The sequence below is a fragment of the Gaetbulibacter sp. M240 genome (assembly GCF_043876815.1).
Lineage (GTDB): Bacteria > Bacteroidota > Bacteroidia > Flavobacteriales > Flavobacteriaceae > Gaetbulibacter_A.
In genome coordinates, this window is record NZ_JBAWKA010000001.1 from 1,178,242 (window position 1) to 1,203,527 (window position 25,286).

Below are 25,286 nucleotides of genomic sequence, written 5' to 3' on the forward strand. Positions count from 1 at the left end.
TTTTGAACCACAATTACAAAGGCAGATGTTAGAGAAGTTACAAATAGTAAAACAACGTTTTGATGAAGTGAGTGACCTTATCATTCAACCGGATATCATGTCCGATCAAAAACGGTACATACAACTCAATAAGGAATATAAGGACCTAAGGATTTTAATGGATAAGCGAGAGGCTTATATTGAAGCCACTGAAAACCTGAAGGAAGCTGAGCAATTGATCTCGGAAAGTTCGGATGTTGAAATGATTGAAATGGCCAAGATGCAGTATGAAGAGGCTAAAGAGCGTATTCCTAAGTTGGAAGATGACATTAAATTTCTATTGATACCGAAAGATCCGGAAGATTCTAAAAATGCTGTGGTTGAATTACGTGCCGGTACCGGAGGTGACGAAGCGAGTATTTTCGCTGGAGACCTGTTTCGTATGTATTCCAAATATTGTGAAAGTAAAGGCTGGAAGGTTGATGTCGTAGATTTTAGTGAAGGTACCAATGGTGGTTTTAAGGAAATTCAGTTTGAAGTATCTGGTGAAGACGTTTACGGTACCTTGAAATTTGAAGCGGGTGTGCACCGTGTACAGCGGGTTCCGCAAACCGAAACCCAAGGCCGGGTGCATACCAGTGCAGCCACCTGTATGGTTTTCCCAGAAGCTGAAGAATTTGATATTGAGATCGATCCGAAAGATGTACGCATTGATTATTTCTGTTCTTCTGGTCCGGGCGGTCAGTCGGTAAATACAACCTATTCCGCCGTAAGGCTAACCCACGAGCCGACAGGTTTGGTAGCTCAATGTCAGGATCAAAAATCACAGCATAAGAATAAAGAGAAGGCGTTTAAAGTTTTACGCTCCAGATTGTACGATATAGAATTAGCTAAAAAACAGGAAGCAGATGCTGCAAAACGTGGTAGTATGGTATCTTCCGGGGACCGTAGTGCTAAGATCAGAACATACAATTATCCGCAAGGTCGTGTTACAGACCATCGTATTGGTCTAACATTATACGATTTGCAAAATATTATAAATGGGGATATTCAAAAAATAATTGACGAATTACAATTGGCTGAAAATACTGAAAAGTTGAAAGCAACTGATGAGTTGATTTGATCCCTGAGCCTGCTTTAATGCGATGACACAAGAACAGCTTATACAGCAAATAAAGATCAAGAAAACCTTTCTTTGTATCGGTTTGGATGTGGATTTGGATAAAATTCCTGAGTTTTTATTGAAGGAAGAAGATCCTATTTTTGCCTTCAACAAAGCCATTATCGATGCCACACACCATTTGTGTGTGGCTTACAAACCTAATACGGCTTTTTATGAGGCCTATGGTTTGAAAGGCTGGAAGGCTCTTGAAAAAACGATAGCTTATTTAAATAAAAATTATCCGGAGGTTTTCACCATTGCAGATGCAAAACGTGGCGATATTGGTAACACCAGTGCCATGTATGCTAAAGCTTTTTTTGAAGATCTGGCCTTTGACTCTGTGACGGTTGCGCCTTACATGGGTAAAGATTCTGTAGAGCCTTTTTTAGCTTTTAAAAATAAGTACACCATTTTACTGGCTTTGACCTCGAATGTAGGTGCCTTTGATTTTCAAACGAAAGTAAATACTGGTAAAGAATTATATAAAGAGGTTCTTGAAACCTCGAAAACTTGGGAAAACTCCAATCAACTAATGTACGTGGTAGGTGCTACAAAAGCAGAATATTTAGCTAATATTCGTAAAATTATTCCGAAAAGTTTCCTGTTGGTGCCAGGTGTTGGCGCTCAAGGTGGAGATCTTGAGGCAGTTTGTAAGTATGGTATGAATAGTAGTGTTGGCCTACTTATTAATTCCTCAAGAGGCATCATTTATGCATCAAAGAATGCAGATTTTGCCGAAGCAGCAGCCAGTAAGGCTAGCGAACTTCAAAGTGCTATGGCCACTATTCTTGATCAAGCCGAGACGGTAGATTGAATTGTTCGGGGAATTCAAGTTTCTCGAAATCATCTACCAAACTCATGGCTAGAATTTGGAAGGCTTTAAGATTTAGTACTTTCTCTAAATTTGGAGTTATTCTTCCTACTTTGCAAAATTGAAGTGTCATCTTTTTTTTATTTTAAAATACGTTAATTCAGATGTTTTGGTTGTAAACAAAAGGTTAAATAAAAGCTAAATATTAAAACATTATCTTTTTTGTTTTCAATTTATTAGCGTGTTATTTTTTTAATATTTTGTTAATTAATGATTTCTACCACGAGTTTCTATATAACTTTAAACATCAATCAATTAATCACAAACTAATGAAAAACCTAGTATACCTTTTTTTAATAGGGATATCCTGTATTATCAATGCTCAAAACGCAGTATGCAAATGTTGTACCGAAAATCATCAAGCTTTTGATTTTTGGCTAGGTGAGTGGACCGTTTTTAAACTTGACGGATCACTGGCTGGTGCAAACACCATTGAAAAAATTCAAAATAATTGTGTGCTCCGGGAGAACTGGAAAAGTGCTAAAGGCAACTACACCGGGACGAGTAGTAATTTTTATAATACCCAAACCGGAAAATGGGAACAGATCTGGATCGATAACCAGGGAGGTAGTTTGCATTTGAAAGGGAATCGGGTTGGAGATCAAATGATATTAAAAAGTGATACACTTAAAGGAAAAGACGGCATGCCCTTCTTTCATCAAATCACATGGACAAAATCCCCCAATGGTACAGTAAGACAATATTGGGAGACCTTTAAAGATAAAGATACCCTAGTTGCCTTTGATGGGCTATATAAAAAATCTGAATAAACTTTAATCTTGCAGAGCAAATACCTTTTTCAATAGGGTAGTGGTTCGTGATGCAAAATTGTTTCGGATATCCTTTTCTTCTAAAGCGATCATGGTATACACGCCGTTAAGAGCTTCTCTTGTCACATAATCCGTGAGATCTGGGTTAACATCAGCTGTTAGTGGTAAGGCGTTATATTTATTAATTAGAGACGACCAGATTTCACTGGCACCAACCTCGTCAAAAGAACTTTTAATAACCGGATTAAATTTAGCGTATAACGGTGATTCTGTTTTTACTTTTAAATACGTCGTTGCGGCGTTGTCATTACCTAGTAAAATATTTTTAGCATCATCAAATGTGATCTCCTTTACGGCATTCACAAAAATGGGCGTAGCTTCTTTTACAGCATCTTCGGCTGCCCGATTCAGAAGTTTAAGGCCTTCATCAGCTAAACTGCTCAAACCGATATCTCTTAGTGTTTTATCTACTTTTTGAAGCTCTGAGGGTAGTAGGATTTTTACCAAATCATTTTTATAAAATCCGTCTGTTTGGGTAAGTTTGGTTACTTGTTTTTCTATACCAAAGTCTAAAGCCTGGCGCAGTCCGGCAGCAATATCAGCATTACTTAAAGTGCCGCCTTGTGGTAACTGGTTCACAACTTGTTGAAGTTCGGCGCAAGCCATAAGGTTAAGTAAGAAACAAAGTGCTATAATTTTTTTGGTCATGAGATTGGGTTTTAATCCTGTAAATATAGGTTTTAAATTTAAATTACTTATGAAACAGGAAATCTAGATCGATTAAGAGAAAATAACCGTTTTATTATTGTAAACCATCACTTTTCGGTTTGCATGCAATTTTACCGCATTTGAAAGTACTATTTTTTCCAGATCACGCCCTTTAGCTATCAAATCTTGTATCGTGTGTGTATGTGATACATGGGCGACATCTTGCTCAATTATTGGGCCGGCATCCAGATCTTCGGTAACATAGTGACTCGTCGCGCCAATAATTTTCACACCACGTTTAAATGCAGAATGGTAGGGTTTGGCCCCCACGAAGGCGGGTAAAAAGGAATGGTGGATGTTTATGATCTTATTAGGATATTCAGAAATAATTTTGGACGTTACAATTTGCATGTAACGCGCCAGAACGATAAAATCAATACGGTACTTTTTAAGCAATTCCAGTTGTCTCTCCTCGGCTTGAACTTTATTGTCTTTTGTAACTGGGATATGATAAAACGGAATGCTAAAGCGGTCTGCAATGCTTTTTAGATCTTTATGATTACTTATTATGAAAGGTATTTCCAGAGGGAGTTCACCAGAATGATAACGCCCCAGCAAATCGTATAAACAATGGTCGTATTTTGAAACGAATAAAGCCATTTTAGTTTGGCTTTCCGATGAATACACCCGCCACTTCATTTTAAAATCCTCTGCAAGCTTAGAATTAAAGATCTCCTTAAAGTTCTCAGTAGAAAAGTCAGAATTTTGAAATTCAGCTTCTAAACGCATGAAAAAAATATTCTGTTCACGATCGACATGCTGATCTAAATAAACAATATTACCGCCTTGGTCAGCTATAAAATTAGTGACACGCGCAATGATATTAGATCGATCTTTACAATGTATTAAAAGTGTAATTTTCTTCATGAACCGAGCTGGTTTAAGGGGCTAAATTAATTGAAAATATATGTAAAAAGTATTTTCATAATAATTTTATAAAATAATAGGCAAACCTTAATAATTTTTGAATATTTCGTAAATTGCAGAACCAATTTTGATAATATTTTATTGATGAAACAAATTTCTCCTTATAAGCCCAAGCATAAAGTACGTATGGTTACAGCGGCATCCCTATTTGACGGTCATGATGCTTCTATTAATATAATGAGACGCATCATTCAGGCCACCGGGGTAGAGGTTATTCATTTAGGACATGATAGAAGTGTTGAAGAGGTTGTGAATACTGCAATTCAGGAAGATGTAAATGCCATTTGTTTAACCTCCTATCAAGGAGGCCATAATGAGTATTTTAAATACATGTACGACTTGTTACAGGAAGGTGGTGCTGATCATATTAAAATATTTGGCGGTGGCGGTGGTGTTATTTTGCCGGCTGAAATTAAGGATCTCATGGATTATGGGATCACACGAATATATTCCCCTGATGACGGTCGAGAAATGGGCTTGCAAGGGATGATCAATGATCTGGTGGAAAAGTCGGATTTTGCTATAGGAGATACCTTGGATATTAAGATTGAAGATCTATCCAACAGAAATAAAGGGGGTATTGCGCGTGTTATTTCGGCTTCGGAAAATTATCCAGAGGTGGCACGTCCTCTACTAGAAACTATTCATAAGAAAAATAAAACTTCAAAAACGCCGGTTTTAGGTATCACTGGTACCGGAGGAGCAGGGAAATCCAGCTTGGTGGACGAACTGGTGCGCCGCTTCTTGATAGATTTTCCCGAAAAGACCATAGGAATTGTTTCGGTTGATCCTTCGAAACGGAAAACGGGAGGTGCCTTGTTAGGCGACCGGATTCGCATGAACGCGATCAACAACGACCGGGTTTATATGCGAAGTCTAGCGACTCGGCAGTCGAATCTGGCTTTATCGAAATATGTGAACGAGGCGGTAGAGGTCTTAAAAGCAGCTAAATTTGATCTGATCATTTTGGAAACATCCGGAATAGGTCAGTCAGATACAGAAATTATTGAACATAGTGATGTGTCTCTTTATGTCATGACACCTGAGTTTGGTGCGGCAACGCAATTGGAAAAAATTGACATGCTCGATTTTGCAGATTTGGTAGCTATAAACAAATTTGATAAGCGAGGTGCTTTGGATGCGCTTCGTGATGTGAAAAAACAATACATGCGGAACCATAATCTATGGGATACACCGCAAGATGAATTGCCAATTTACGGCACTATAGCTTCACAGTTTAATGATCCCGGAATGAATGCTTTGTACAAAGCGGTTATGGATACACTTCATGATCGTACGGAAACTGAATTGAAATCTAATCTAAAGATTTCATCAGAAATGAGCGAAAAGATATTTATCATTCCGCCGAAGCGTACACGTTATTTATCCGAGATTGCTGAAAACAATCGTTCGTATGATCAAACGGTTAAGGAACAGGTAGAAGTAGCTCAGAAGTTGTATGGTATTTATAAAACTATTTGTAATGTAGCTAAGATTTCTAAAGAAAAAGAATCCGATTTTCTGACAAAAACAGGTATCAATCAAGAGGCTTTAATGAGTCCTTTGACCGATGAAAGGAGTAAACAATTACTTGAGTTACTTTTTGCTGAATTCGATCGGGAGAAATTGAATTTGGATCCCTATAATTGGGAAATTTTAATGGGATGGGAGGCTAAAGTGAATCGTTATAAAGAGCCCGTTTATTCCTATTCAGTTCGCGGTAAGGAAATTAAAATTGAGACTCATACCGAATCGCTTTCACATTTACAGATTCCTAAGGTAGCTTTACCAAAATATCAGGCTTGGGGTGATATTTTAAATTGGTGTTTACAAGAAAATGTACCGGGAGAATTTCCATATACTTCAGGCTTATATCCGTTCAAACGCACCAATGAAGATCCAGCGCGGATGTTTGCTGGAGAAGGTAGCCCTGAACGTACCAATAAGCGTTTCCATTATGTTAGTGAAGGTCTGCCCGCCAAGCGCTTATCGACGGCATTTGACAGTGTAACTCTTTATGGTAACGATCCGGATTATCGTCCTGATATTTATGGTAAAATAGGAAATGCCGGTGTTTCAATTTGCTGTTTGGATGATGCTAAAAAATTATACTCAGGCTTTAATCTGGCCGATAAGTTAACTTCGGTGAGTATGACCATAAACGGTCCTGCGCCAATGTTGCTTGGATTTTTTATGAATGCAGCCATTGATCAGCAATGTGAAATCTACATTAAAGAAAATGGTTTGGAGGCCGAGGTGGAAGCTAAAATTGCCAAAATCTACAAGGGTAAGGAGCGTCCAAAATATTACGGTAAACTACCAAAAGGGAATAATGGTTTAGGATTAATGCTTTTAGGCGTTACCGGCGATCAGGTCCTGCCGAAAGCTGTTTACGAAGAAATAAAAGCAAGAACGATGTCGCAGGTTCGCGGTACGGTTCAGGCTGATATCCTAAAAGAGGATCAGGCGCAAAACACCTGTATTTTTTCTACAGAATTTGCTCTTCGTTTGATGGGTGATGTCCAGGAGTATTTTATAGACCATAAGGTACGTAATTTTTATTCGGTTTCGATCTCGGGTTATCATATTGCTGAAGCAGGGGCAAACCCGATCACGCAATTAGCACTAACACTTTCAAACGGATTTACGTATGTGGAGTATTATTTAAGTCGTGGTATGGATATCAATAAATTTGGTCCAAACCTATCTTTTTTCTTTTCGAATGGTATCGATCCAGAATATGCTGTGATCGGTCGTGTGGCACGTAAAATTTGGTCGAAGGCAATGAAAATGAAGTACGGGGCAGACCCAAGGGCGCAAATGTTAAAATATCACATTCAAACGTCCGGAAGAAGCTTACATGCTCAGGAAATTGACTTCAATGATATTCGTACCACACTGCAAGCCTTATATGCTATTTATGACAATTGTAATTCTTTGCATACCAATGCTTATGATGAGGCGATCACAACACCAACTGAAGAATCGGTACGTCGTGCCATGGCTATTCAATTGATCATTAATAAGGAATTAGGATTGGCCAAGAATGAAAATCCCATTCAGGGCGCTTTTATCATTGAGGAACTCACAGAACTAGTAGAGGAAGCTGTGCTCATAGAATTCGATAGAATTACAGAACGCGGTGGTGTTTTAGGTGCGATGGAAACGATGTATCAACGCAGTAAGATACAGGAAGAGAGCTTGTATTATGAGACTTTGAAACATAATGGGGATTATCCTATTATCGGGGTGAATACCTTTTTAAGTAGTAAAGGGTCGCCAACCGTTTTGCCTGCTGAAGTGATTAGAGCTACTGAAGAAGAAAAGGAAAACCAAATTAAAACCCTGGAAAATCTCCATGACTTCCAAAATGCAGATAAGGTTTTAAAGGACTTACAAGAAAAGGCTGTAAATAATGAAAATATTTTTGAAGCATTAATGAATGTTTGTAAAGTATGCTCCTTAGGTCAGATCACACAAGCCTTGTTCGAGGTTGGCGGTCAATACCGACGGAATATGTAAAAAGGAAAAAGATGTTTTAAAGCGTTAACATCCAGTGACGTTGTAATTTTTTGAATTTGCGTAATTCACTACGTAAAATAGGCAAAAAGTCTTTACCGTTGCTGTTTGATTTTTCCAAACGATAGGAATTCTTGTAAAGCATATTAGTTAATCGTTTTAGGGACGCTAAGTGCTTGTATTTTCTATCGGAATGTCGTTGCAGTTCGGCATTAGCAATTTCAGGAGCTAAAGACACCGATTGTTGCACAATATCTCCAGAGAAATAAATGTTGTTGTCTTCAGTCCCATCTTCTTTTAAACCGGAAAGATCCTGGTTTAAATAGGAGGATATACTTTGTGAAAGCGCAAAAATATCAATGGCTTTTTTGTATATCGGTAAGTCCGAAAGATTTGTAGGTGTATTATACAGCATCTTTTTTTTTCAGCAATTTACCCAAAATTACTCACAAGTTTTTATATTCTTCTTTAGATATTAAAGTAAAATCGTATATTTACTTTAAATTTTAATGTTTTAATGATTAAATTCTTTTGAATGGGCTTAGATCAACTTAATTGGAAGATATTGAGATGTTTACAGGAAAATGCACGCATGTCTAATGCCGAAATTGGAAGGCAGGTAGGTGTCAGCTCCCCAGCGGTTTCTGAACGTATAAAGCGTATGGAAGACTTGGGTATAATTGAGGGGTATAAAGCGATTGTGTCGCCTTTTGATGTGGGCTATCAATTAAAGGCGATTATAACTTTACGCGCTTTTATGGGTAAATTAAAGCCGTTTTTAGAAAAAGTAAAATCATTGGATGAGGTGATTAATTGCTACAGAATTACAGGCGACGAGAACATTGTTATGGAAGTCGTTTTAAAAAATCATAAGCATCTCGAAACCTTTATCGATCAACTTATTGTTTACGGGGAAAGTAAAACGCAAATAGTACTGTCAGGTGTTATTAAGCAGCGCAGCTTGAAACCGGTAAATTAGGATTCTGAAAATGGTAAATGTAATCTGATTATGCCGTTATATTTTGTTTCTTAGCAATGGCTTCAGCGATTAATTTAGCGTGAATTCTAGAGTTTTCAATAAACCATTTATGGGTTTCCATACCACCACAAATCACACCGGCCAAATACAAACCTTCCACATTTGATTCCATAGTTTCAGAATCGTAGTTAGGAATATGCTTCTCATCGTCCGACATTGTAATTCCGCTTTTTTCTAACAAATTAAAATTTGGTAAATAACCTGTAAGGGCTACAACATAATCGTTGTCTAATGAAATAATACCTTCCGGGGTTTGGATTTTAACCGAATTTTCTTTGATCGCTTTGATCTCGGAATTAAAATATGCCGTAATACTACCTTCTTCGATACGATTAATAATATCCGGCCGTACCCAATATTTTACCCGTTTGCCAATATCTTCACCACGTACCACCATAGTTACACGTCCCCCTTTGCGCCAAATTTCTAAAGCGGCATCAACGGCAGAGTTACTGGCACCTACCACTACGACGTCCTGTAAGGTGTAGTTATGTGCTTCTTTGTAATAATGGGTTACCTTATCCAAATCCTCTCCAGGAACATTCAAAAGTTTTGGAATATCATAAAACCCAGTACAAATAATGACTTGATTAGATGTGTAAATAGCCTTATCCGTTTTGGTTTTAAAATGATCCGTTTGTTTTTCAATCTGGTTGACCCTCTCAAAGAGATGGATATTTAAATTGTTTGAGGTGGTCACCCGTCTGTAATATTCCAAGGCTTCATCCCGGTTGGGTTTAGATTTGTTACTTATAAAAGGGATTTCATCTATTTCTAATTTTTCCGAAGATGAAAAGAATGTCATGTTTCTAGGGTAATTAAAAATAGAATTTGTTAAGGCTCCCTTTTCTATGATAACATAATCCCAGTCTCTTTTCTTGCATTCTAAAGCACAGGCAATACCTATAGGGCCTCCACCTACAATAACAATATCTTTTTTTATGGTTTTCAAAATGATAATTCTTTTTCCTTTAAGCGTTTTTTTGAATTCAAATAATGTTTTAAGGCAATCAATAAGAGAATGCACATTACAGATAGCAAAGTTACGATATACCAGGTATTATTAAAACCTAATCGGGATACTAATCGCATTCCGACGTTATGACCAAATATATGCGCTATAGAAAATGAAATAGAATATAAGGCCATATACTCCCCTTGATTTCCTTTTTTTGCCCGGTCTAGTGCGAAGGCATTCGAAAATGGAAAAGCGATCATTTCTCCAAAGGTCATGAGCAGCATACCAACGATCAGAACGCCCGACCACAGGGTCATATTCAAAATAATAAAACTCAAACCTGTTAAAACAGCCCCGAAAAGCATGAGTCCGGTTTTAGTAATACGCGATGTCTCCAGCCATTTTATAAGTGGCATTTCAAAGATGAATATTAAAAACCCATTGCTACCGAGTAACATACCAATTTGCAGTTCGGAAAGTTGATGTGACTCTTTATAATATAAAGGCATGGTTGAAAAGTACTGTAGAAATACAATACCGAATAACACCATAGCAGCTAAAAATATTAAAAATGCTTTATCCTTGTAGGCCGATTCCGGGTTTACATTTTTAACGTCGTCCTGGATCTTAGCTTTTTTAGGATTCAAGGTTACGATGAGCATCCAAGCTGCTAAAATGCAAGTGATACCATCAATCCAAAATAACCCTGCATAACTTACTGTGGTTATAATTAATCCGCCAATAGCCGGGCCGGCCGAAAACCCCAAATTAATGGCGAGTCTGATTAGGGTAACAGATCGTGTTTTGTTTTCAGGCTTACTGTAGGCGCTAAGAGCAACAAATAAGGCAGGCCGGAAAGCATCAGCTACCAGCATTACAACAAAAATACCCAAACAAAAACCGGCGAAGGTTTCAAAGAATTGAAGTAAAATAAAAAATATTCCGGTACCTATAAGACTATAAACCATAACCTTATAATATCCGATGGCATCTGTAAGCTTACCGCCTAACCACGATCCGGCTACAGAACCTAAGCCGAAGGCACTCATGATCCAACCTACATCCTCCAGAGAAAACTCAAGTTTCTCTGTTAGGTAAAGCGACAAAAAAGGAATCACCATGGTTCCGGCACGGTTTATCAGGGTTATTAGTGCCAAAAACCAAACCTCTCGGGATAGTCCTTTAAAGGTATTTATGTAACTTTTAAATAGCGTTTTCATGAGTTGCTTAAAAATAAAAAAGTCCGACTTGGGCGTCGGACTTTCAGAAATTGTTAATATAATAGGGTTATAACATCACAATATACAATAAGTCCGACTTCTTTTAATATCAAAAGAAGCATATGATTTACAGGTTATTGCGACGATTTGTGTCATTTTTTATTTTTCTATAAGTCAAATGTATATAAAATATTTTTAACTTGGTATTTTCCTTTATAATTAATTCCATGAAATACATTTTAAGCGTTCTGACATTATTATTTTTCATTAGTAGTTGTTCACAAAAAAAAAAGCCACTTCCAGGAGAGACAGAATTTCAGAAAAACTTGAATGCAGAGTTTAAAGATGCCACAACCTCACCTTTAAAAGAAAAGGATTTGAAAACTTTTAATGGTCTGGAGTTTTTCAATGTCGATTCCAATTTTGTGGTGAATGCAAAATTTGTTCGAACTCCAGACGAGAAGCCTTTCAAAATGAAGACTACAACAGATAGATTGCCCATTTACACCAAATATGGTGAGGTGAATTTTGAACTGAATGGGAAATCCTTCAATTTAAACGTTTACCAAAATGAAAAATTGATGAAAGAAGAAGGTTATGAAGATTATTTGTTTTTGCCTTTTTTAGACGAAACCAATGGATTGGAAAGTTATGGTGGTGGACGATACCTAGATCTAAGAATTCCGGAGGGGAATAGTTTAACGATCGATTTTAATAATGCTTATAATCCTTATTGCGCTTACAACGATAAATATTCCTGCCCTATTGTGCCGCGTATTAATTACTTGAAAACAAGGATTGAAGCGGGGGTTAAAAACTTTAAGAAGTACTAATTTTAAAAGTTCTGGATTTTATTTTACGAGATACATGCCCCAAAATACAGCCAGGAATCCCAAAACAAAACTCGCTATAGTATAAATAGCGAAGCTGGTAAAATCACCTGATCTTAAAAACAAATGGTTTTCATAAGCGAATGTCGAGAAGGTAGTAAAGCCACCACAAAATCCCGTTGCTAAAAGTAAAATTTGTCCATGTGAGAGGGTATTGTTTTTCGAGACGATCCCAAAAATGACGCCTATCAGTAAACTACCTATAAAATTGACTGCAAATGTGCCGTACGGGATACCTGAGGCTGAACTGTTTAAATATTTTCCGATAAGGAAACGTAGAACACTCCCAAATCCGCCACCGATGAATACAAGAAGCAAATTTTTCATATTATTCGAGCGCTATGAAAATTTCAGTAATCCAATCAGCGGGGTTAGGTGTTGTTTTTGGATCGGTAACATAAAGTTCGATCATTGGCCCATCATCACTGGCTTTTAAATTGTATTGACTGATATAATTATTGGCCTTTTCCCAGGCTTCGTTTAAGTTGGAATAATCACCCTTTAAAGTTGTCTTTAAGGCTTTAAAAGACTCAAGTTGTCCCGTTAAAATATCTGGACTCGTGGTTATTACTTTTTCTGTTGTTGGGATACAACTTGAAAATAACACCGCATTATTATCACGATCCCATTTATGGAACAATACAAATGGTGATCCGGCCGTCGTTATCTGGTTAGACCTTACAAATTGTTTTAGGTATGACAATGATTCTTCCATTTTCTTAGGAAAGACATCCATCTTACAAGAAGTACTGGTGTATAAATAAAAACCACCACTATGATTGGTGATTCCATCTACAGTTATGGTGTACATACTCATTTGAGCAGTTATGAAACTGTCTAATTTTTTTAAACCATCCTCCAATTGTGATTTTATTCTATTTTCAATACCACCACTTATAATAGATTTTGCTTTAAACCTAAAAGAGAGATCCTCCAATACCAAGGTAAAAGCAATATTCGTGGTATTTTCAGATGTACTAAAACTCCAGAGACCATTCATAGGAGGGAAGTTTTCGTACTGGATCTTTTGCTGAATTAATTTTTCCGGGTTAACGCTTTCCGTTTCAACCATCCCCGAATGCTTATCCAATTCCCAAGACAAACTGCTTTCGGGACCAACTCCTGAACCTGAAATTGTAACTACGAGATCGGGTTGTTTTTCGGTTAGTGATAACCATGGGTCCCAATTATTAAAATCGTTCACGATATTATACGCCACGGGTATTGGCACATCCATGTTTTTAGTGACAGTTATTTTATATTCGCTAGGCTGCAGGGCGACGTAAACGGAGAAGCCAATAACGGCAATTAAGAGTAGAAAAAGTAGATACTTTAAGGCCTTCATTATAATAATAGGGTTAGTTATTACCAAAGATAATCAATTTTAAATTTGGAATAATAAATTCGCAAATTTCAAAGGCTTCAGTCTAAAATTAACATGGTTAATCGCCTTATAACGGTTATGTTAACCCTGTTTTAGTTCCTGTAACCAATGATGCCGGGGACATAATTGATATTAAAATAGAACAACCTGAAAGTTTTCCAGCACAAATGCTAAGCTATAGCAAGTACTATAATTTTTTACCCTAAATCAATTAGTTAATTCAAGGGTTTCAAAAAAAAACAGATCCTCTCTCATGGATCTGTTTTTTTATTAACGCTGAAAGCTAACAAGATTAAATTGACAACTATCAGGGTTGCAATAATTAATAGTAAGGTCATTTCATCTGATTTAATAGCTACCTTGTAGATGTGGGGCTTTTAAAAAGGTTGCGTGACTTTTTTAATTTTTTTTCAATAAAAAAATAAAAGACTATTTAAAGAAGAATTTTATAGCTGAGATCAGTAAAATGAAAGCTATAAACGCTATGAGAATCCATATGCTACCCGCATAAAAACGCTTGTGAAGCTTAAGGTCTTTACGATACGTATAGCCTATTATGATTGCAAAAACAATAATAAATAAAAGCGCGAAAATCTTTTGACCGTTACTGAACATATACCTATTTTTATGCAAATTTAACCAAAACGAACTACATGGAAAACAAAATAAATGCTGTAAAAGAATTTCACGCTGCCTTTAAATTAGGATTTCGTGAAACACCAAAAGCCGATCTTGGAATGGCTAAAAATCTCCTTCGTTATAAATTGATGCGTGAAGAAAATGAAGAATATTTAGAAGCGGCAAATAACAACGATCTGGTTGAGGTGGCAGATGCTCTAGGAGACCTCTTATATATTTTGTGTGGCACCATTATAGAACATGGATTGCAATACAAGATCGAGGAAGTTTTTGATGAAATTCAACGCAGTAATATGAGTAAGTTAGGCGAAAATGGAGAACCCATTTATCGGGAGGATGGTAAAGTACTTAAGGGCCCAAATTATTTTAAACCCAATATTGATGCTATTTTAAGTAAATAAGAAAAGGAAGCCTTGGGCTTCCTTTTCTATTATAAAAAACAGTCTATATTATAAAACCTTATAACGCCAACCAAATGGATCCTCGGCTTTATTGGTTTGAATATCTGTAATAGCTTTCTTTAAAGAGTGAGCATATGGTTCTTCAAGTTCCGGTAAATCAAAATCTTCACCTTTATACCCAAAACCTGAAATAGGTGAAATTACTGCAGCAGTACCGGCACCAAAAAGTTCTTTTAGTGATCCGTTCTTGGCAGCTTCAACTAATTCCGTAACGGTAATTTTTCTAACTTCAACATTAATACCTTTCGATTTTGCTAATTCAATGATACTTTTTCTGGTAATACCATCTAAAATACGATCGCTTGTCGGACTGGTAATTAATGTATCATTAATACGAATGAAAACATTCATTGCCCCTGCTTCTTCTATATATTCATGCGATGTGTCATCAGTCCAAATAACTTGCTGGTAGCCTTTATCAATAGCAAGTTGTGTTGGATAAAATTGACCAGCATAGTTACCGCCGGCTTTTGCATATCCCACACCACCGTTAGCAGATCGTGAATATTTTTCTTCGATCAAAACTTTAACCTTACCAGAAAAGTACGATCCTGATGGTGCTGTACAAATTATAAATTTATAGGCATCGGCAGGAGATGCATGCAGCCCTGTCCCAGATGCAAAAACAAACGGGCGAATATACAGAGAGCTTCCTTCTTTCTGAGGAATCCAATCCTGATCTACTTCCAACAAAGTTTTTAAACCATCCATAAAATAAGACTCCGGTAGTTCCGGTATGGCTAATCGCTTCGATGAAATATTCAAGCGTTTAAAATTCTCTAGAGGTCTGAATAACCATACACCGCCGTCTCGATCCTTGTACGACTTCATGCCTTCAAAAACAGATTGTCCATAATGGAAAATTTTAGCGGAAGGTTCGAGGCTTATGGGCTGGTATGGCATTACTTTAGGCGCATTCCACTTGCCGTTTTCGTAATCACAAACCAACATATGGTCTGAATATACCTGCCCAAATTTTAAATGATCAAAATCGATTTCATTTATTTTAGAAGTTTCTGCTTTTATAACTTCTATGTCATTTATAAGTACACTCATGGTTTCTTATTTAGTGATGCAAATTTAAGTAAAAGCAACTTAAAAAATATGTAATGTGTAGCTAATTCGTTTAAAATTAAAAGTTTTGTATGTTGTTTTCAAAAACACTGGTAAAAATAGGTTAAAAGTGTTAAATCAATTGCTGAAATTTTATTGAGATGTATTGAACTTCTTTTGAAGAAAACTGAAATCAACTAAAAATCAAATTAGTACTTTTGATGATATTCATGACCTGTAACTATTTAAGATTCATTGAAACGAGAAATAATTATAACAGCTGATGGCTCTGCCACTATTCATTTACCAGACTGGAACGAGCAGTATCATTCCAAACATGGCGCTATTCAGGAAGCCTATCATGTTTTTATCAAGCATGGTTTACATCATTTTGTTGGTCAAAAAATGGCTGACAAAGATTTGGATATCACTATTTTAGAAATAGGCTTTGGCACAGGGTTAAATGCTTTTATAACACTATTGGAGGCTTTAAAATTAAATTGTTCAGTGCGCTACACGGGTGTTGAAGCCTATCCAGTAGCGTTGGAAGATATCCGTCGTTTAAATTATACCAATAAACTTGATGTGCCAAACCTTAAAAATGTTTTTGAGCAATTTCATGAGATCTCCTGGGATGAGGTTCACAACATTTCCGAGACCTTTAAATTAGAAAAACAACAGAAGTTCTTTGAGGATATTAAGGATCAATCTCGTTTTGATCTCATTTATTTTGATGCTTTTGGAGCGCGTGTTCAGCCTGAATTATGGGAGGTTGCTATTTTTAAACGGATGTTTGAGGCTTTAAAAGAAAAAGGTGTTTTAGTTACCTATGCCGCCAAGGGAAGTGTTCGCAGGGCTATGCAAGAGGTAGGTTTTACTGTAGAACGGCTTCCTGGTCCGCCGGGGAAACGAGAGATGCTGAGAGCTACTAAATTGCTATAATGATCTAACAGGATTTTAAAGGTGTTAAAGCTATTCTAAAAGAGCCCACTTAGCCTTTTTGATTTCGTATCTTTACATAAAAAAGAAAATGCGCGTTTTAATAACAGGAGCTACAGGACTTATTGGAAGCCATGTTGTGGCTCGTTGTAAAGAGAATAATATTCAAGTACATTATCTGACCACCAGTAAAGCTAAAATTAAAAATTCGAATGACTACAAAGGTTTTTATTGGAATACGGATACCGCAGCAATTGACAAGGCTTGTTTTGAAGGTGTTGATGCGATTATCCATCTAGCAGGAGCCAGCGTTTCCAAGCGTTGGACATCGGCGTACAAAAAAGAAATTCTGGATAGTCGGATTAAATCAACCCATTTATTGATACAATCATTAATTGGTGAAGAACATACGATAAAGCAAATCGTTTCTGCAAGTGCCATCGGTATTTATCCAGATTCATTAGTGCATTATTACGATGAGAATTTTACCGATTTTAATGCAGATTCCTTTCTCCCGCTTGTCGTGAATAAATGGGAAGCAGCGGTTGATGATTTCAAGGAATTAGGCATTTCTGTTTCAAAAATTAGGATAGGTCTGGTATTAGCGGAAGATGGTGGAGCATTACCTACCCTTGTTAAACCCATAAAGTATGGTATTGGAGCTGCTTTTGGAAGTGGGAAGCAATGGCAATCCTGGATCCATATCCATGATTTATCTAAAATGTTTCTTACCGTTTTAGAGGATGAATTAACAGGGGTCTTTAATGGAGTGGCTCCAAATCCTGTGACTAATAATGATCTGGTAACAATGGCAGCTAAAGTCCTTAATAAACCATTGGTACTGCCAAACATTCCTAAATTCGTGATGCATGTACTACTTGGAGAAATGCACACTATATTATTTGAAAGCCAACGTGTGAGTTCAAAAAAAATCCAAGAAGAAGGGTTTCAGTTTAAATACCACCGTTTAAAACCTGCCTTGGAAAATCTTTTATTACCTCAATAATATAAAAATAAAAAAGTCTCAAATACTTGAGACTTTTTTAAAAATGAAAGGCTCTTATCAGCCGTAGTCACCTTCATTTTAAAGCTATTAATTTAAACTAACATAATTAGTTTAAGGAGAATCATTTCTTTTTCACAGCAATTTTATTCTCTGTCTCAAAGATAATAAAAATGTTTAATAAAAACAAAAAAAAGTTAAACAAAAATATAATAAAAAATTTTTATGACATTATGGCATTTTGATAATAATGGCAGTACTTTTGCCAATTCTTTGCCGTAGAGCATAAATTGACAAAAAGCGATGAGTAAAAATAAAGACAACAAACAAGACCAAGCTCAGGAGCAGGTTGAATCTTCTGAAACGCAGACGGTTGATCCTTCTGAGGAAAATACTAAGGCATCTTCTAAAAAAAAGGATAATATTGAAGAAGATGCTCAAGACAGAATAGAAGCGGAATTGAAGCAGGAAAAAGATAAGTTTTTGCGCTTGTTTGCGGAATTTGAAAATTACAAGCGACGCACAGCGAAAGAACGCATTGAATTATTTGCTACTGCTAGTGAGGATGTTATGAAGACCCTTTTGCCGGTTGTAGACGATTTTGAGCGTGCCCTGACACACCTGAAAGGACATGAAGGTGCAGACGAATTAAATAAAGGTGTGGATCTGATTTATCAAAAACTTTTAAAAACTTTAGAGCAAAAGGGATTGAAATCTATCGAAATAGAAAATGGAGATCCTTTTGATGCTGATAAACACGAAGCGGTGACCCAAATTCCGGCACCGAGTGATGATTTAAAAGGCAAAATTATAGATGTTATTGAAAAAGGTTACAAGCTGGGAGATAAGATCATTCGTTTCCCAAAAGTTGTAATTGGACAATAAATTTAAAATATGGCAAAAAGAGACTACTACGAAGTATTAGGAGTAAGTAAAAGCGCGAGTGCAGCTGAAATAAAGAAGGCTTACAGAAAAAAGGCTATTCAATTTCATCCTGATAAAAATCCGGATGACAAGGAGGCAGAGGCCAAATTTAAGGAAGCAGCAGAGGCTTACGAGGTTTTGAGTAATCCTGATAAAAAAGCCAGATACGATCAGTTTGGTCATCAAGCCTTCGAAGGCGGCGGTGGTTTTGGCGGCGGAAATATGAATATGGATGACATATTCAGTCAGTTTGGAGATATTTTTGGTGGCGCATTTGGTGGTGGTGGTTTTTCTGGTTTTGCCGGTGGCGGTCAGCGCCGTACAAAAGGTAGTAATCTGCGTATCCGTGTGAAATTGACTTTGGATGAAATTGCTAATGGCGTTGAAAAGAAAATTAAAGTAAAACGAAAAGTGCAGGCACCCGGCACTACCTATAAAACCTGCTCAAACTGTAATGGAACCGGGCAAGTAACCCGTATAGCAAATACCATTTTGGGGAGAATGCAAACGTCCTCGCCCTGTAATGCTTGTGGTGGCGCAGGAGAAGTTATCGATAAAAAACCAAACGATGCTGATGCGCAGGGATTAAAAGTTTCCGAGGAAACCGTATCTATTAAAATACCCGCTGGTGTTGTAGATGGTATGCAATTAAAAGTTTCGGGTAAAGGAAATGAAGCACCAGGGAATGGATATTCCGGAGATTTATTAGTGGCAATTGAGGAAGTTCCACATGAAAGGTTGCAACGTGAAGGCGATAATTTGCATTATGATCTGTATGTAAGTTATCCGGATGCTGTACTAGGAACTTCTAAGGAAATTGATACTGTGACCGGGAAGGTTCGCATCAAAATAGAAGAAGGCGTTCAATCCGGTAAAATTTTGCGCTTACGCGGAAAAGGTATACCGAGTATTAATGGTTACGGAAAAGGGGATTTGTTGGTTCATGTTAATGTATGGACACCTAAAACCCTTAATAAGGAACAGAAAGAATTTTTTGAATCCATGCGTAATGATGAACACTTTGAGCCTAAACCAGAAAGCTCGGATAAATCATTTTTCGAAAAAGTTAAGGATATGTTTTCTTAAATTGAGAATAATGTAATCAAAATAAAAATTCCGTTTAGAAACGGAATTTTTTTTGTTTTGAACTCAGTTTATTTGTTAGTTTTTCTTCTAGTTGTAAAAAAAAAACTATATTTGATCTATCACTAATAATTTTAGTGGTAATTTTTCTTTTTCATAGCAATTTTTTTCCCATCCTTAATTTCTATTAAGGGTGGGTTTTGTTTTTAGGACTTTTTGAAGTTATTCTTTTTAACGTTTTCACTTATTTTAAATGCCCCTTAAATATTAAGTTAAGAACACAGCAACTCTGTTAACATTTAATATATTTACCAAAAAAAGACATATTTAATGGCTCACTTATTAGAGGTCGATCAGGTCTCCAAAAAATTCGGCAACTATACCGCATTGAACAGCGTTTCCATTCAGGTACCAAAAGGAAGTATTTTTGGCCTTTTAGGTCCAAATGGCGCTGGCAAAACCACACTAATTCGCATTATTAACCAAATTACGGCTCCAGATTCCGGAACTGTTTTATTAGATGGTAGCTTTCTTGAGGAAAATCATGTTAAAGATATTGGTTATTTACCTGAAGAGCGCGGATTGTATAAGTCGATGAAAGTAGGGGAGCAGGCGCTATACTTGGCTCAGTTGAAAGGACTAAGTAAATCCGAGGCTAAAAAACGCTTAAATTTTTGGTTCGACCGATTGGAAATTGGTGATTGGTGGAACAAAAAGATCCAAGAGCTATCCAAAGGAATGGCCCAAAAAATACAATTTATCGTGACGGTTCTACATGAACCTAAACTATTGATTTTTGATGAACCCTTTTCGGGATTCGACCCCATAAATGCGAACCTGATCAAAGACGAGATATTGCGTTTGCGGAGTGAAGGCGCAACAATTATTTTTTCAACCCACCGCATGGAATCAGTGGAAGAACTTTGCGATGATATTGCCCTGATTAATAAATCAAATAAAATTCTAGATGGGAAGCTCATCGATATAAAACGACAATATAAAAGCAATACCTATGAGGTAGGTATTCGGGGTGATCATTCGCAATTAACACAATTAATTACTGATAAATTTGAAACCTCTCAAGCTCGTTTTAAAACGTTGGAGGATGAACTTAAATTAAACATCAAAATCAAAGAGGAGGATAGCCCAAACGATCTCTTGTCATTTCTAACAAGGCATGGAGAAGTATCTCATTTTGTTGAGCTTATCCCGAGTGTCAATGATATTTTTATTCAAACTGTAAAGCGCAATAACTAGAGTTATGAATCATTTACCATTAATTATAAAACGTGAATATTTAACCAAGGTTAGAAACAGGTCCTTTATTGTAATGACTGTTTTGAGTCCGCTTATTTTTGTCGCCTTGGTAGCGGTAATCGCTTATTTAACCCAACTTAATAAAGATAAAGTACGCGTTATTAATATTCTCGATCCTAGTGGTGTAGTGCAAAACACCTTTGAAAGTTCTGAAAATACCAGATATGCCGTTTTAGGAAATATGTCATTGGATGAAGCCAAGGAACTCTCGAAAAGAACGGAAACATTTGGTTTGTTATATGTAGAGGATTCCGGTGATGCGGAAGATATTTCCAAGCGCATAAAATTTTTTTCAGATGAATCCCCATCACTCAATATCATAAATGATCTGGAGAACAAATTAGATAAAACTTTAACTGATTTAAAACTAGAGAGTGCAGGTATCAATATTCAATCAATTGAAAATTCCAAGGTAAGAGTCACAATTCATCAAGAAAGTTTTGATGGCGAAAAAACATCTAAAATAGATAGTTTGGTGAAACTTATTTTTGGTGGTGCAGCAGGATATCTCCTGTTCATGTTCATTATTATTTATGGAAACATGATCATGAGAAGTGTTATTGAGGAAAAAACCAGCCGAATTATTGAGGTGATTATTTCTTCGGTAAAACCTTTACAGTTGATGCTTGGAAAAATTATTGGAACCTCCCTGGCCGGTATTACCCAATTTGCTATTTGGCTCTTATTTGGAGGAATTTTAATAACGGTAACCTCAGTCATTTTTAATATCGATCTTTCGGAAATTGAAACCCCTCAGAAAGCTATGGTAGACCAGATGGTTGCCAGTCCGGATTTTAATGCTCAGGTTGAAAACTTTATAACAGCATTTTATCATTTACCATTGCTCAATCTCATTATAGCGTTTGTCTTGTTCTTCATTGCCGGATATTTATTGTACAGTTCGCTGTATGCCGCTATCGGGGCTGCAGTAGATAACGAAACGGATACACAGCAATTTATGCTACCTATTATAATGCCTCTTATGCTTGCAGTATATATTGGTTTTTTCACGGTTATTGAAGATCCTCACGGAACGGTATCAACCGTATTTTCTTTCATACCGTTTACTTCACCTATCGTGATGCTCATGCGAATTCCGTTTGGTGTTCCAATTTGGCATCAAATAGTGTCTCTTTTAATTTTATTAGGTACTTTTATGCTTATTGTATGGTTTGCTGCCAAAATTTACCGTGTAGGTATTTTAATGTACGGTAAAAAACCTAGTTGGAAAGAAATCATTAAATGGGTTAGGTATTGAAGCATTAGTATAGTATGAATCAGAATATAAAAGAAATAGAGGATAGGATTAAGGAAAGCTCATTATGGGACAAGTTTGTCGAGTTTCTGGATTTTAGGCTTATTGATTTCACCTACGGAACTGGGCAAGACGCACATGATATTGTCCTTAAAGTGAAATATGTGTTACTTGTAGCCCTAGTAATGATATTTACAACCTATCTTTTACGATTGGTAAATCGCTGGGTAACACGGAAAATGCCTCGGGAGGATAAGGTGAAATTCAATACCGTATTTTCTTTTGGACGATGGATCATTTATATTATTGTAATTCTTATTGTATTTGATTCGATAGGTATAAATGTTACAGCGGTTTTTGCGGCTTCCGCTGCCTTATTGATCGGTGTTGGATTAGCTTTGCAGACTCTATTTCAGGATATAATTTCTGGAATTTTTATTTTAATCGATCAATCGGCGCATGTAGGAGATATTATAGAAATAAACGGTAAGGTTGGCCGTGTTGAAGAAATTAAACTTCGAACTACCCGAGCGGTAACCATAGACAATAAAGTATTGATCATTCCCAACCATATGTACCTGGAAAACAGTTTGTTTAACTGGACGCAGAATAACAATATAACCAGGGAATCGGTTACCGTAGGGGTTGCTTACGGCAGTGATGTACAATTGGTTAAAAAATTGTTACTTCAAGCAGCAAACGATCATAAAAGTGTTTTAGAAGATCCTCCACCATTGGTTTTGTTCACTGATTTTGGTGATAGCTCATTAAACTTTAAACTCATTTTTACTATTGACGATTCATTTATGGCCGCTATTCCTCAGAGTGAATTGCGCTTTGAGATAGATCGCTTGTTCCGTGAAAATAATATTACAATTCCATTTCCGCAGCGCGATATTCATATTATTCAAAATCAAAATAAGGCTTAATTTGAAAATAAAATGGTTTGGCAAGTTATTTGCAGTTTTCGAACCAATAACTAAATATAATACAGCATTTAAAGCATGGCAAAAATATTAGTAATAGAAGACGAAGCAGCGATCCGACGTGTATTGGTAAAAATTCTTTCTGAAGAAAATGATGCCTATCAACTTGAGGAAGCTGAAGATGGTCTGGCGGGTGTTGAAAAGATAAAGAATGAGGATTACGATCTTATTTTATGTGATATTAAAATGCCTAAAATGGATGGTGTTGAGGTATTGGAAGCTGTTAAAAAAATAAAACCTGAAATTCCTGTAGTCATGATCTCCGGACATGGTGACCTGGATACCGCTGTGAATACCATGCGTTTAGGTGCTTTTGATTACATTTCAAAACCACCGGATTTAAACCGACTTTTAAATACTGTTCGAAATGCTGTAGACCGTAAAGAGCTGGTTGTTGAAAATAAAATCCTAAAGAAAAAGGTCAGTAAAAAATACGAAATGGTGGGTGATAGTGAGGCTATTTCTAAGATTAAAGACATCATAGATAAAGTTGCTCAAACCGATGCCCGTGTTTTAATAACGGGTCCTAATGGTACAGGAAAAGAATTAGTAGCACATTGGCTTCATGAAAAAAGCCATCGAAGTAAGGGCAACTTAATTGAGGTGAACTGCGCAGCGATTCCAAGCGAATTAATTGAAAGTGAATTGTTCGGACATGTAAAAGGCTCTTTTACCAATGCTAATAAGGATCGGGCAGGAAAATTTGAGGCCGCTAATGGAGGAACCATTTTTTTGGATGAGATAGGCGATATGAGTTTATCCGCGCAAGCCAAGGTACTTCGGGCCTTACAGGAAAGTAAAATTCAACGTGTGGGTAGCGATAAGGATATAAAAGTTGATGTGCGGGTTATTGCTGCAACCAACAAGAATCTCAGTAAAGAAATTGAGGAAGGTAAATTTCGTGAAGATCTATATCACCGACTTGCTGTTATACTTATCAATGTTCCATCTCTTAATGAACGCCGAGAGGATATTCCGTTACTAGTAAATCACTTTGCTGCCAAGATTGCATCAGAACAAGGTACAGCTCAAAAAACGTTTTCAGACAGTGCTATTAAATTACTTCAGGATTACGATTGGACCGGTAACATCCGGGAGTTACGGAATGTAGTAGAACGGCTAATCATCCTCGGAGGTAAAGAGGTTAGTGAAACGGATGTAAAACTATTTGCCAGTAAATAAAAACCCCGCAACAAGACGTTGCAGGGATGATATTTTTCTTTTTCTTTCACTCCTTAATTACTCGTATTCAAGGCATTTAAAAACTCAGTAGTCACGGCTTTAATTTCACGCTTAAAGTGGTTCTTTATCTCAGCGACTGATTTGTTTTCTAAACCTTCAGTGTTTTTAGGGTTGTTGAATTTACCTTGATCAGAACCGTATGCTTTTAAGGTTTTATTATATGTTTCTATATTGGATTTCAAGACATTTTGATATTGATTTATCAATTGTCGTTTTTCCAATATTTCTTCTTTTTCCTTTTGAGCGGCGAGCTTTGCTTTAATTTCCTGCTCTTTCCTTTTTAATGCTTCTTGTTGCGCCTTGAGTTTCAGTTGTTCTTGTTCTAATTCAGATAGGTTATCTGTATTAACGGCTATTTCCGTTGTAACTTCATCTGCAACGTATACTTTATTTCCCGCTCGTGCTGAAGAGCATTTATCATCTTCAATAACACTAGCTTTGATGCTATCGCGTGCACGTTTTACAAAGAATCGGGCATCTTCATAAGTTTCCTGGTAATCTACTTTGGCAAGCATATCATAACTTTTTTGAGCGAGAGATTGTGCTTTAACACAATCGCAGGCATCTTTTTTATCCATGTAGGAACGCAATGATTTTACAGCTCGATCTGCGTAATATTTCACATGGTCGACGTTATTCGATTCATATGAGTCCTTAACATGTGAATAGGAACTTACAATGTAATAATTAGCATCGTCGCAGGCCGTTTGACCAATAACAGAAACACTAAAAAGAAAGAAAATTAGGTGGTAGATTTTTTTCATTTGTAGGTAGTTTTAACATAAATAGGGACTGCGAATGTACTAAAAATTTCAGAATAAACGTAGTTTATCGATTTTTTTACGGGTTTTATCGGGTTTTTAAGGTTGTAACGACTACCTTCCAATGGTTGTATCA

The 25,286-nt window shown here is 36.6% G+C and carries 24 protein-coding genes; 15 read left to right on the forward strand and 9 right to left on the reverse strand.

The genetic code is table 11. The features are described 5' to 3' along the window. The first annotated feature begins 25 nt into the window (after positions 1-25). From prfA to V8G61_RS05085, 3 genes are all read left to right on the forward strand, one after another. Positions 26-1,102, forward strand: coding sequence for a peptide chain release factor 1 (gene prfA, locus V8G61_RS05075; RefSeq protein ID WP_394874378.1), 1,077 nt, complete (start codon positions 26-28; stop codon positions 1,100-1,102). Positions 1,103-1,124: 22 nt separating this feature from the next. Continuing rightward, complete coding sequence (gene pyrF, locus V8G61_RS05080) at positions 1,125-1,955, forward strand: orotidine-5'-phosphate decarboxylase (RefSeq protein ID WP_394874379.1); 831 nt, start codon at positions 1,125-1,127, stop codon at positions 1,953-1,955. 326 nt (positions 1,956-2,281) lie between these two features. Continuing rightward, positions 2,282-2,782, forward strand: coding sequence for a hypothetical protein (locus V8G61_RS05085; RefSeq protein ID WP_394874380.1), 501 nt, complete (start codon positions 2,282-2,284; stop codon positions 2,780-2,782). A gap of 3 nt (positions 2,783-2,785) precedes the next feature. Here the strand turns inward: V8G61_RS05085 and V8G61_RS05090 are convergent, their stop codons facing one another. Together V8G61_RS05090 and purU are read right to left on the reverse strand one after the other, a co-directional pair. Then, positions 2,786-3,490 (reverse strand): DUF4197 domain-containing protein, encoded by a 705-nt coding sequence (locus V8G61_RS05090; RefSeq protein WP_394874381.1) that lies wholly within the window; start codon positions 3,488-3,490, stop codon positions 2,786-2,788. Between the two features lie 72 nt (positions 3,491-3,562). Continuing rightward, on the reverse strand, positions 3,563-4,417 hold the full coding sequence (purU, locus tag V8G61_RS05095; RefSeq protein ID WP_394874382.1) for a formyltetrahydrofolate deformylase: 855 nt from the start codon (positions 4,415-4,417) through the stop codon (positions 3,563-3,565). 144 nt (positions 4,418-4,561) lie between these two features. On the opposite strand from purU, the gene V8G61_RS05100 reads away from it, so the two are divergent. After that, complete coding sequence (locus V8G61_RS05100; RefSeq protein ID WP_394874383.1) at positions 4,562-7,999, forward strand: methylmalonyl-CoA mutase family protein; 3,438 nt, start codon at positions 4,562-4,564, stop codon at positions 7,997-7,999. Between the two features lie 16 nt (positions 8,000-8,015). Here the strand turns inward: V8G61_RS05100 and V8G61_RS05105 are convergent, their stop codons facing one another. Further along, on the reverse strand, positions 8,016-8,411 hold the full coding sequence (locus V8G61_RS05105) for a hypothetical protein (protein WP_394874384.1): 396 nt from the start codon (positions 8,409-8,411) through the stop codon (positions 8,016-8,018). Between the two features lie 120 nt (positions 8,412-8,531). On the opposite strand from V8G61_RS05105, the gene V8G61_RS05110 reads away from it, so the two are divergent. After that, a complete protein-coding gene (locus V8G61_RS05110; protein ID WP_394874385.1) occupies positions 8,532-8,975 on the forward strand; it encodes an Lrp/AsnC family transcriptional regulator in 444 nt (147 codons plus the stop codon). Between the two features lie 28 nt (positions 8,976-9,003). Here the strand turns inward: V8G61_RS05110 and V8G61_RS05115 are convergent, their stop codons facing one another. Both V8G61_RS05115 and V8G61_RS05120 read right to left on the reverse strand, forming a co-directional pair. Next, complete coding sequence (locus tag V8G61_RS05115) at positions 9,004-9,987, reverse strand: YpdA family putative bacillithiol disulfide reductase (protein ID WP_394874386.1); 984 nt, start codon at positions 9,985-9,987, stop codon at positions 9,004-9,006. Then, the gene (locus V8G61_RS05120) at positions 9,984-11,213 is read right to left on the reverse strand and encodes an MDR family MFS transporter (RefSeq protein ID WP_394874387.1); all 1,230 of its coding nucleotides are present in this window, start codon (positions 11,211-11,213) and stop codon (positions 9,984-9,986) included. The genes V8G61_RS05115 and V8G61_RS05120 overlap by 4 nt, the downstream gene beginning before the upstream one ends. 227 nt (positions 11,214-11,440) lie before the next feature. Between V8G61_RS05120 and V8G61_RS05125 the strand changes: the two genes are divergently transcribed. Further along, positions 11,441-12,046, forward strand: a complete 606-nt coding sequence (locus V8G61_RS05125; protein WP_394874388.1) for a DUF1684 domain-containing protein — start codon at positions 11,441-11,443, stop codon at positions 12,044-12,046. Positions 12,047-12,064: 18 nt separating this feature from the next. Here V8G61_RS05125 and crcB read toward each other — a convergent pair whose 3' ends face one another. After that, on the reverse strand, positions 12,065-12,430 hold the full coding sequence (crcB, locus tag V8G61_RS05130) for a fluoride efflux transporter CrcB (protein WP_394874390.1): 366 nt from the start codon (positions 12,428-12,430) through the stop codon (positions 12,065-12,067). A gap of 1 nt (position 12,431) precedes the next feature. Continuing rightward, complete coding sequence (locus tag V8G61_RS05135; RefSeq protein ID WP_394874391.1) at positions 12,432-13,448, reverse strand: GyrI-like domain-containing protein; 1,017 nt, start codon at positions 13,446-13,448, stop codon at positions 12,432-12,434. A gap of 692 nt (positions 13,449-14,140) precedes the next feature. On the opposite strand from V8G61_RS05135, the gene V8G61_RS05140 reads away from it, so the two are divergent. Beyond that, positions 14,141-14,527 carry a hypothetical protein gene (locus V8G61_RS05140; protein ID WP_394874392.1) on the forward strand — a complete coding sequence of 129 codons (387 nt, stop codon included), beginning with the start codon at positions 14,141-14,143 and terminating at the stop codon, positions 14,525-14,527. A 48-nt stretch (positions 14,528-14,575) separates the two neighbouring features. On the opposite strand, the gene V8G61_RS05145 is transcribed toward V8G61_RS05140, so the two are convergent. Then, the gene (locus tag V8G61_RS05145) at positions 14,576-15,643 is read right to left on the reverse strand and encodes a branched-chain amino acid aminotransferase (RefSeq protein WP_394874393.1); all 1,068 of its coding nucleotides are present in this window, start codon (positions 15,641-15,643) and stop codon (positions 14,576-14,578) included. Between the two features lie 252 nt (positions 15,644-15,895). On the opposite strand from V8G61_RS05145, the gene mnmD reads away from it, so the two are divergent. From mnmD to V8G61_RS05185, 8 genes are all read left to right on the forward strand, one after another. Continuing rightward, positions 15,896-16,582 carry a tRNA (5-methylaminomethyl-2-thiouridine)(34)-methyltransferase MnmD gene (mnmD, locus tag V8G61_RS05150; RefSeq protein WP_394874394.1) on the forward strand — a complete coding sequence of 229 codons (687 nt, stop codon included), beginning with the start codon at positions 15,896-15,898 and terminating at the stop codon, positions 16,580-16,582. Positions 16,583-16,670: 88 nt separating this feature from the next. After that, entirely contained in the window at positions 16,671-17,585 is a 915-nt protein-coding gene (locus V8G61_RS05155; RefSeq protein WP_394874395.1) for a TIGR01777 family oxidoreductase, read from the forward strand. Positions 17,586-17,885: 300 nt separating this feature from the next. Then, positions 17,886-18,467 carry a nucleotide exchange factor GrpE gene (locus V8G61_RS05160; RefSeq protein ID WP_394874396.1) on the forward strand — a complete coding sequence of 194 codons (582 nt, stop codon included), beginning with the start codon at positions 17,886-17,888 and terminating at the stop codon, positions 18,465-18,467. Positions 18,468-18,476: 9 nt separating this feature from the next. Then, entirely contained in the window at positions 18,477-19,592 is a 1,116-nt protein-coding gene (dnaJ, locus tag V8G61_RS05165; RefSeq protein ID WP_394874397.1) for a molecular chaperone DnaJ, read from the forward strand. Positions 19,593-19,919: 327 nt separating this feature from the next. Beyond that, entirely contained in the window at positions 19,920-20,846 is a 927-nt protein-coding gene (locus tag V8G61_RS05170; protein ID WP_394874398.1) for an ABC transporter ATP-binding protein, read from the forward strand. 4 nt (positions 20,847-20,850) lie between these two features. Next, positions 20,851-22,164, forward strand: a complete 1,314-nt coding sequence (locus V8G61_RS05175) for an ABC transporter permease (RefSeq protein ID WP_394874399.1) — start codon at positions 20,851-20,853, stop codon at positions 22,162-22,164. 14 nt (positions 22,165-22,178) lie between these two features. Next, positions 22,179-23,090, forward strand: a complete 912-nt coding sequence (locus V8G61_RS05180) for a mechanosensitive ion channel family protein (protein WP_394874400.1) — start codon at positions 22,179-22,181, stop codon at positions 23,088-23,090. A 75-nt stretch (positions 23,091-23,165) separates the two neighbouring features. Next, positions 23,166-24,329 carry a sigma-54-dependent transcriptional regulator gene (locus V8G61_RS05185; RefSeq protein WP_394874401.1) on the forward strand — a complete coding sequence of 388 codons (1,164 nt, stop codon included), beginning with the start codon at positions 23,166-23,168 and terminating at the stop codon, positions 24,327-24,329. Positions 24,330-24,382: 53 nt separating this feature from the next. Here V8G61_RS05185 and V8G61_RS05190 read toward each other — a convergent pair whose 3' ends face one another. Next, on the reverse strand, positions 24,383-25,153 hold the full coding sequence (locus tag V8G61_RS05190; protein WP_394874402.1) for a hypothetical protein: 771 nt from the start codon (positions 25,151-25,153) through the stop codon (positions 24,383-24,385). Between the last annotated feature and the right edge of the window lie 133 nt (positions 25,154-25,286).

Excerpts from the sequence above, each read along its gene's own strand:
- V8G61_RS05190 (WP_394874402.1), bottom strand. The coding sequence starts at position 25,153 with ATGAAAAAAATCTACCACCTAATTTTCTTTCTTTTTAGTGTTTCTGTT.
- V8G61_RS05180 (WP_394874400.1), top strand. The coding sequence starts at position 22,179 with ATGAATCAGAATATAAAAGAAATAGAGGATAGGATTAAGGAAAGCTCA.
- V8G61_RS05145 (WP_394874393.1), bottom strand. The coding sequence starts at position 15,643 with ATGAGTGTACTTATAAATGACATAGAAGTTATAAAAGCAGAAACTTCT.
- V8G61_RS05090 (WP_394874381.1), bottom strand. The coding sequence starts at position 3,490 with ATGACCAAAAAAATTATAGCACTTTGTTTCTTACTTAACCTTATGGCT.
- V8G61_RS05170 (WP_394874398.1), top strand. The coding sequence starts at position 19,920 with ATGGCTCACTTATTAGAGGTCGATCAGGTCTCCAAAAAATTCGGCAAC.
- pyrF (WP_394874379.1), top strand. The coding sequence starts at position 1,125 with ATGACACAAGAACAGCTTATACAGCAAATAAAGATCAAGAAAACCTTT.
- purU (WP_394874382.1), bottom strand. The coding sequence starts at position 4,417 with ATGAAGAAAATTACACTTTTAATACATTGTAAAGATCGATCTAATATC.
- prfA (WP_394874378.1), top strand. The coding sequence starts at position 26 with ATGTTAGAGAAGTTACAAATAGTAAAACAACGTTTTGATGAAGTGAGT.
- dnaJ (WP_394874397.1), top strand. The coding sequence starts at position 18,477 with ATGGCAAAAAGAGACTACTACGAAGTATTAGGAGTAAGTAAAAGCGCG.
- V8G61_RS05120 (WP_394874387.1), bottom strand. The coding sequence starts at position 11,213 with ATGAAAACGCTATTTAAAAGTTACATAAATACCTTTAAAGGACTATCC.
- V8G61_RS05110 (WP_394874385.1), top strand. The coding sequence starts at position 8,532 with ATGGGCTTAGATCAACTTAATTGGAAGATATTGAGATGTTTACAGGAA.
- V8G61_RS05085 (WP_394874380.1), top strand. The coding sequence starts at position 2,282 with ATGAAAAACCTAGTATACCTTTTTTTAATAGGGATATCCTGTATTATC.
- V8G61_RS05185 (WP_394874401.1), top strand. The coding sequence starts at position 23,166 with ATGGCAAAAATATTAGTAATAGAAGACGAAGCAGCGATCCGACGTGTA.
- V8G61_RS05105 (WP_394874384.1), bottom strand. The coding sequence starts at position 8,411 with ATGCTGTATAATACACCTACAAATCTTTCGGACTTACCGATATACAAA.
- V8G61_RS05125 (WP_394874388.1), top strand. The coding sequence starts at position 11,441 with ATGAAATACATTTTAAGCGTTCTGACATTATTATTTTTCATTAGTAGT.
- V8G61_RS05175 (WP_394874399.1), top strand. The coding sequence starts at position 20,851 with ATGAATCATTTACCATTAATTATAAAACGTGAATATTTAACCAAGGTT.
- V8G61_RS05140 (WP_394874392.1), top strand. The coding sequence starts at position 14,141 with ATGGAAAACAAAATAAATGCTGTAAAAGAATTTCACGCTGCCTTTAAA.
- V8G61_RS05100 (WP_394874383.1), top strand. The coding sequence starts at position 4,562 with ATGAAACAAATTTCTCCTTATAAGCCCAAGCATAAAGTACGTATGGTT.
- V8G61_RS05135 (WP_394874391.1), bottom strand. The coding sequence starts at position 13,448 with ATGAAGGCCTTAAAGTATCTACTTTTTCTACTCTTAATTGCCGTTATT.
- V8G61_RS05155 (WP_394874395.1), top strand. The coding sequence starts at position 16,671 with ATGCGCGTTTTAATAACAGGAGCTACAGGACTTATTGGAAGCCATGTT.
- V8G61_RS05160 (WP_394874396.1), top strand. The coding sequence starts at position 17,886 with ATGAGTAAAAATAAAGACAACAAACAAGACCAAGCTCAGGAGCAGGTT.
- crcB (WP_394874390.1), bottom strand. The coding sequence starts at position 12,430 with ATGAAAAATTTGCTTCTTGTATTCATCGGTGGCGGATTTGGGAGTGTT.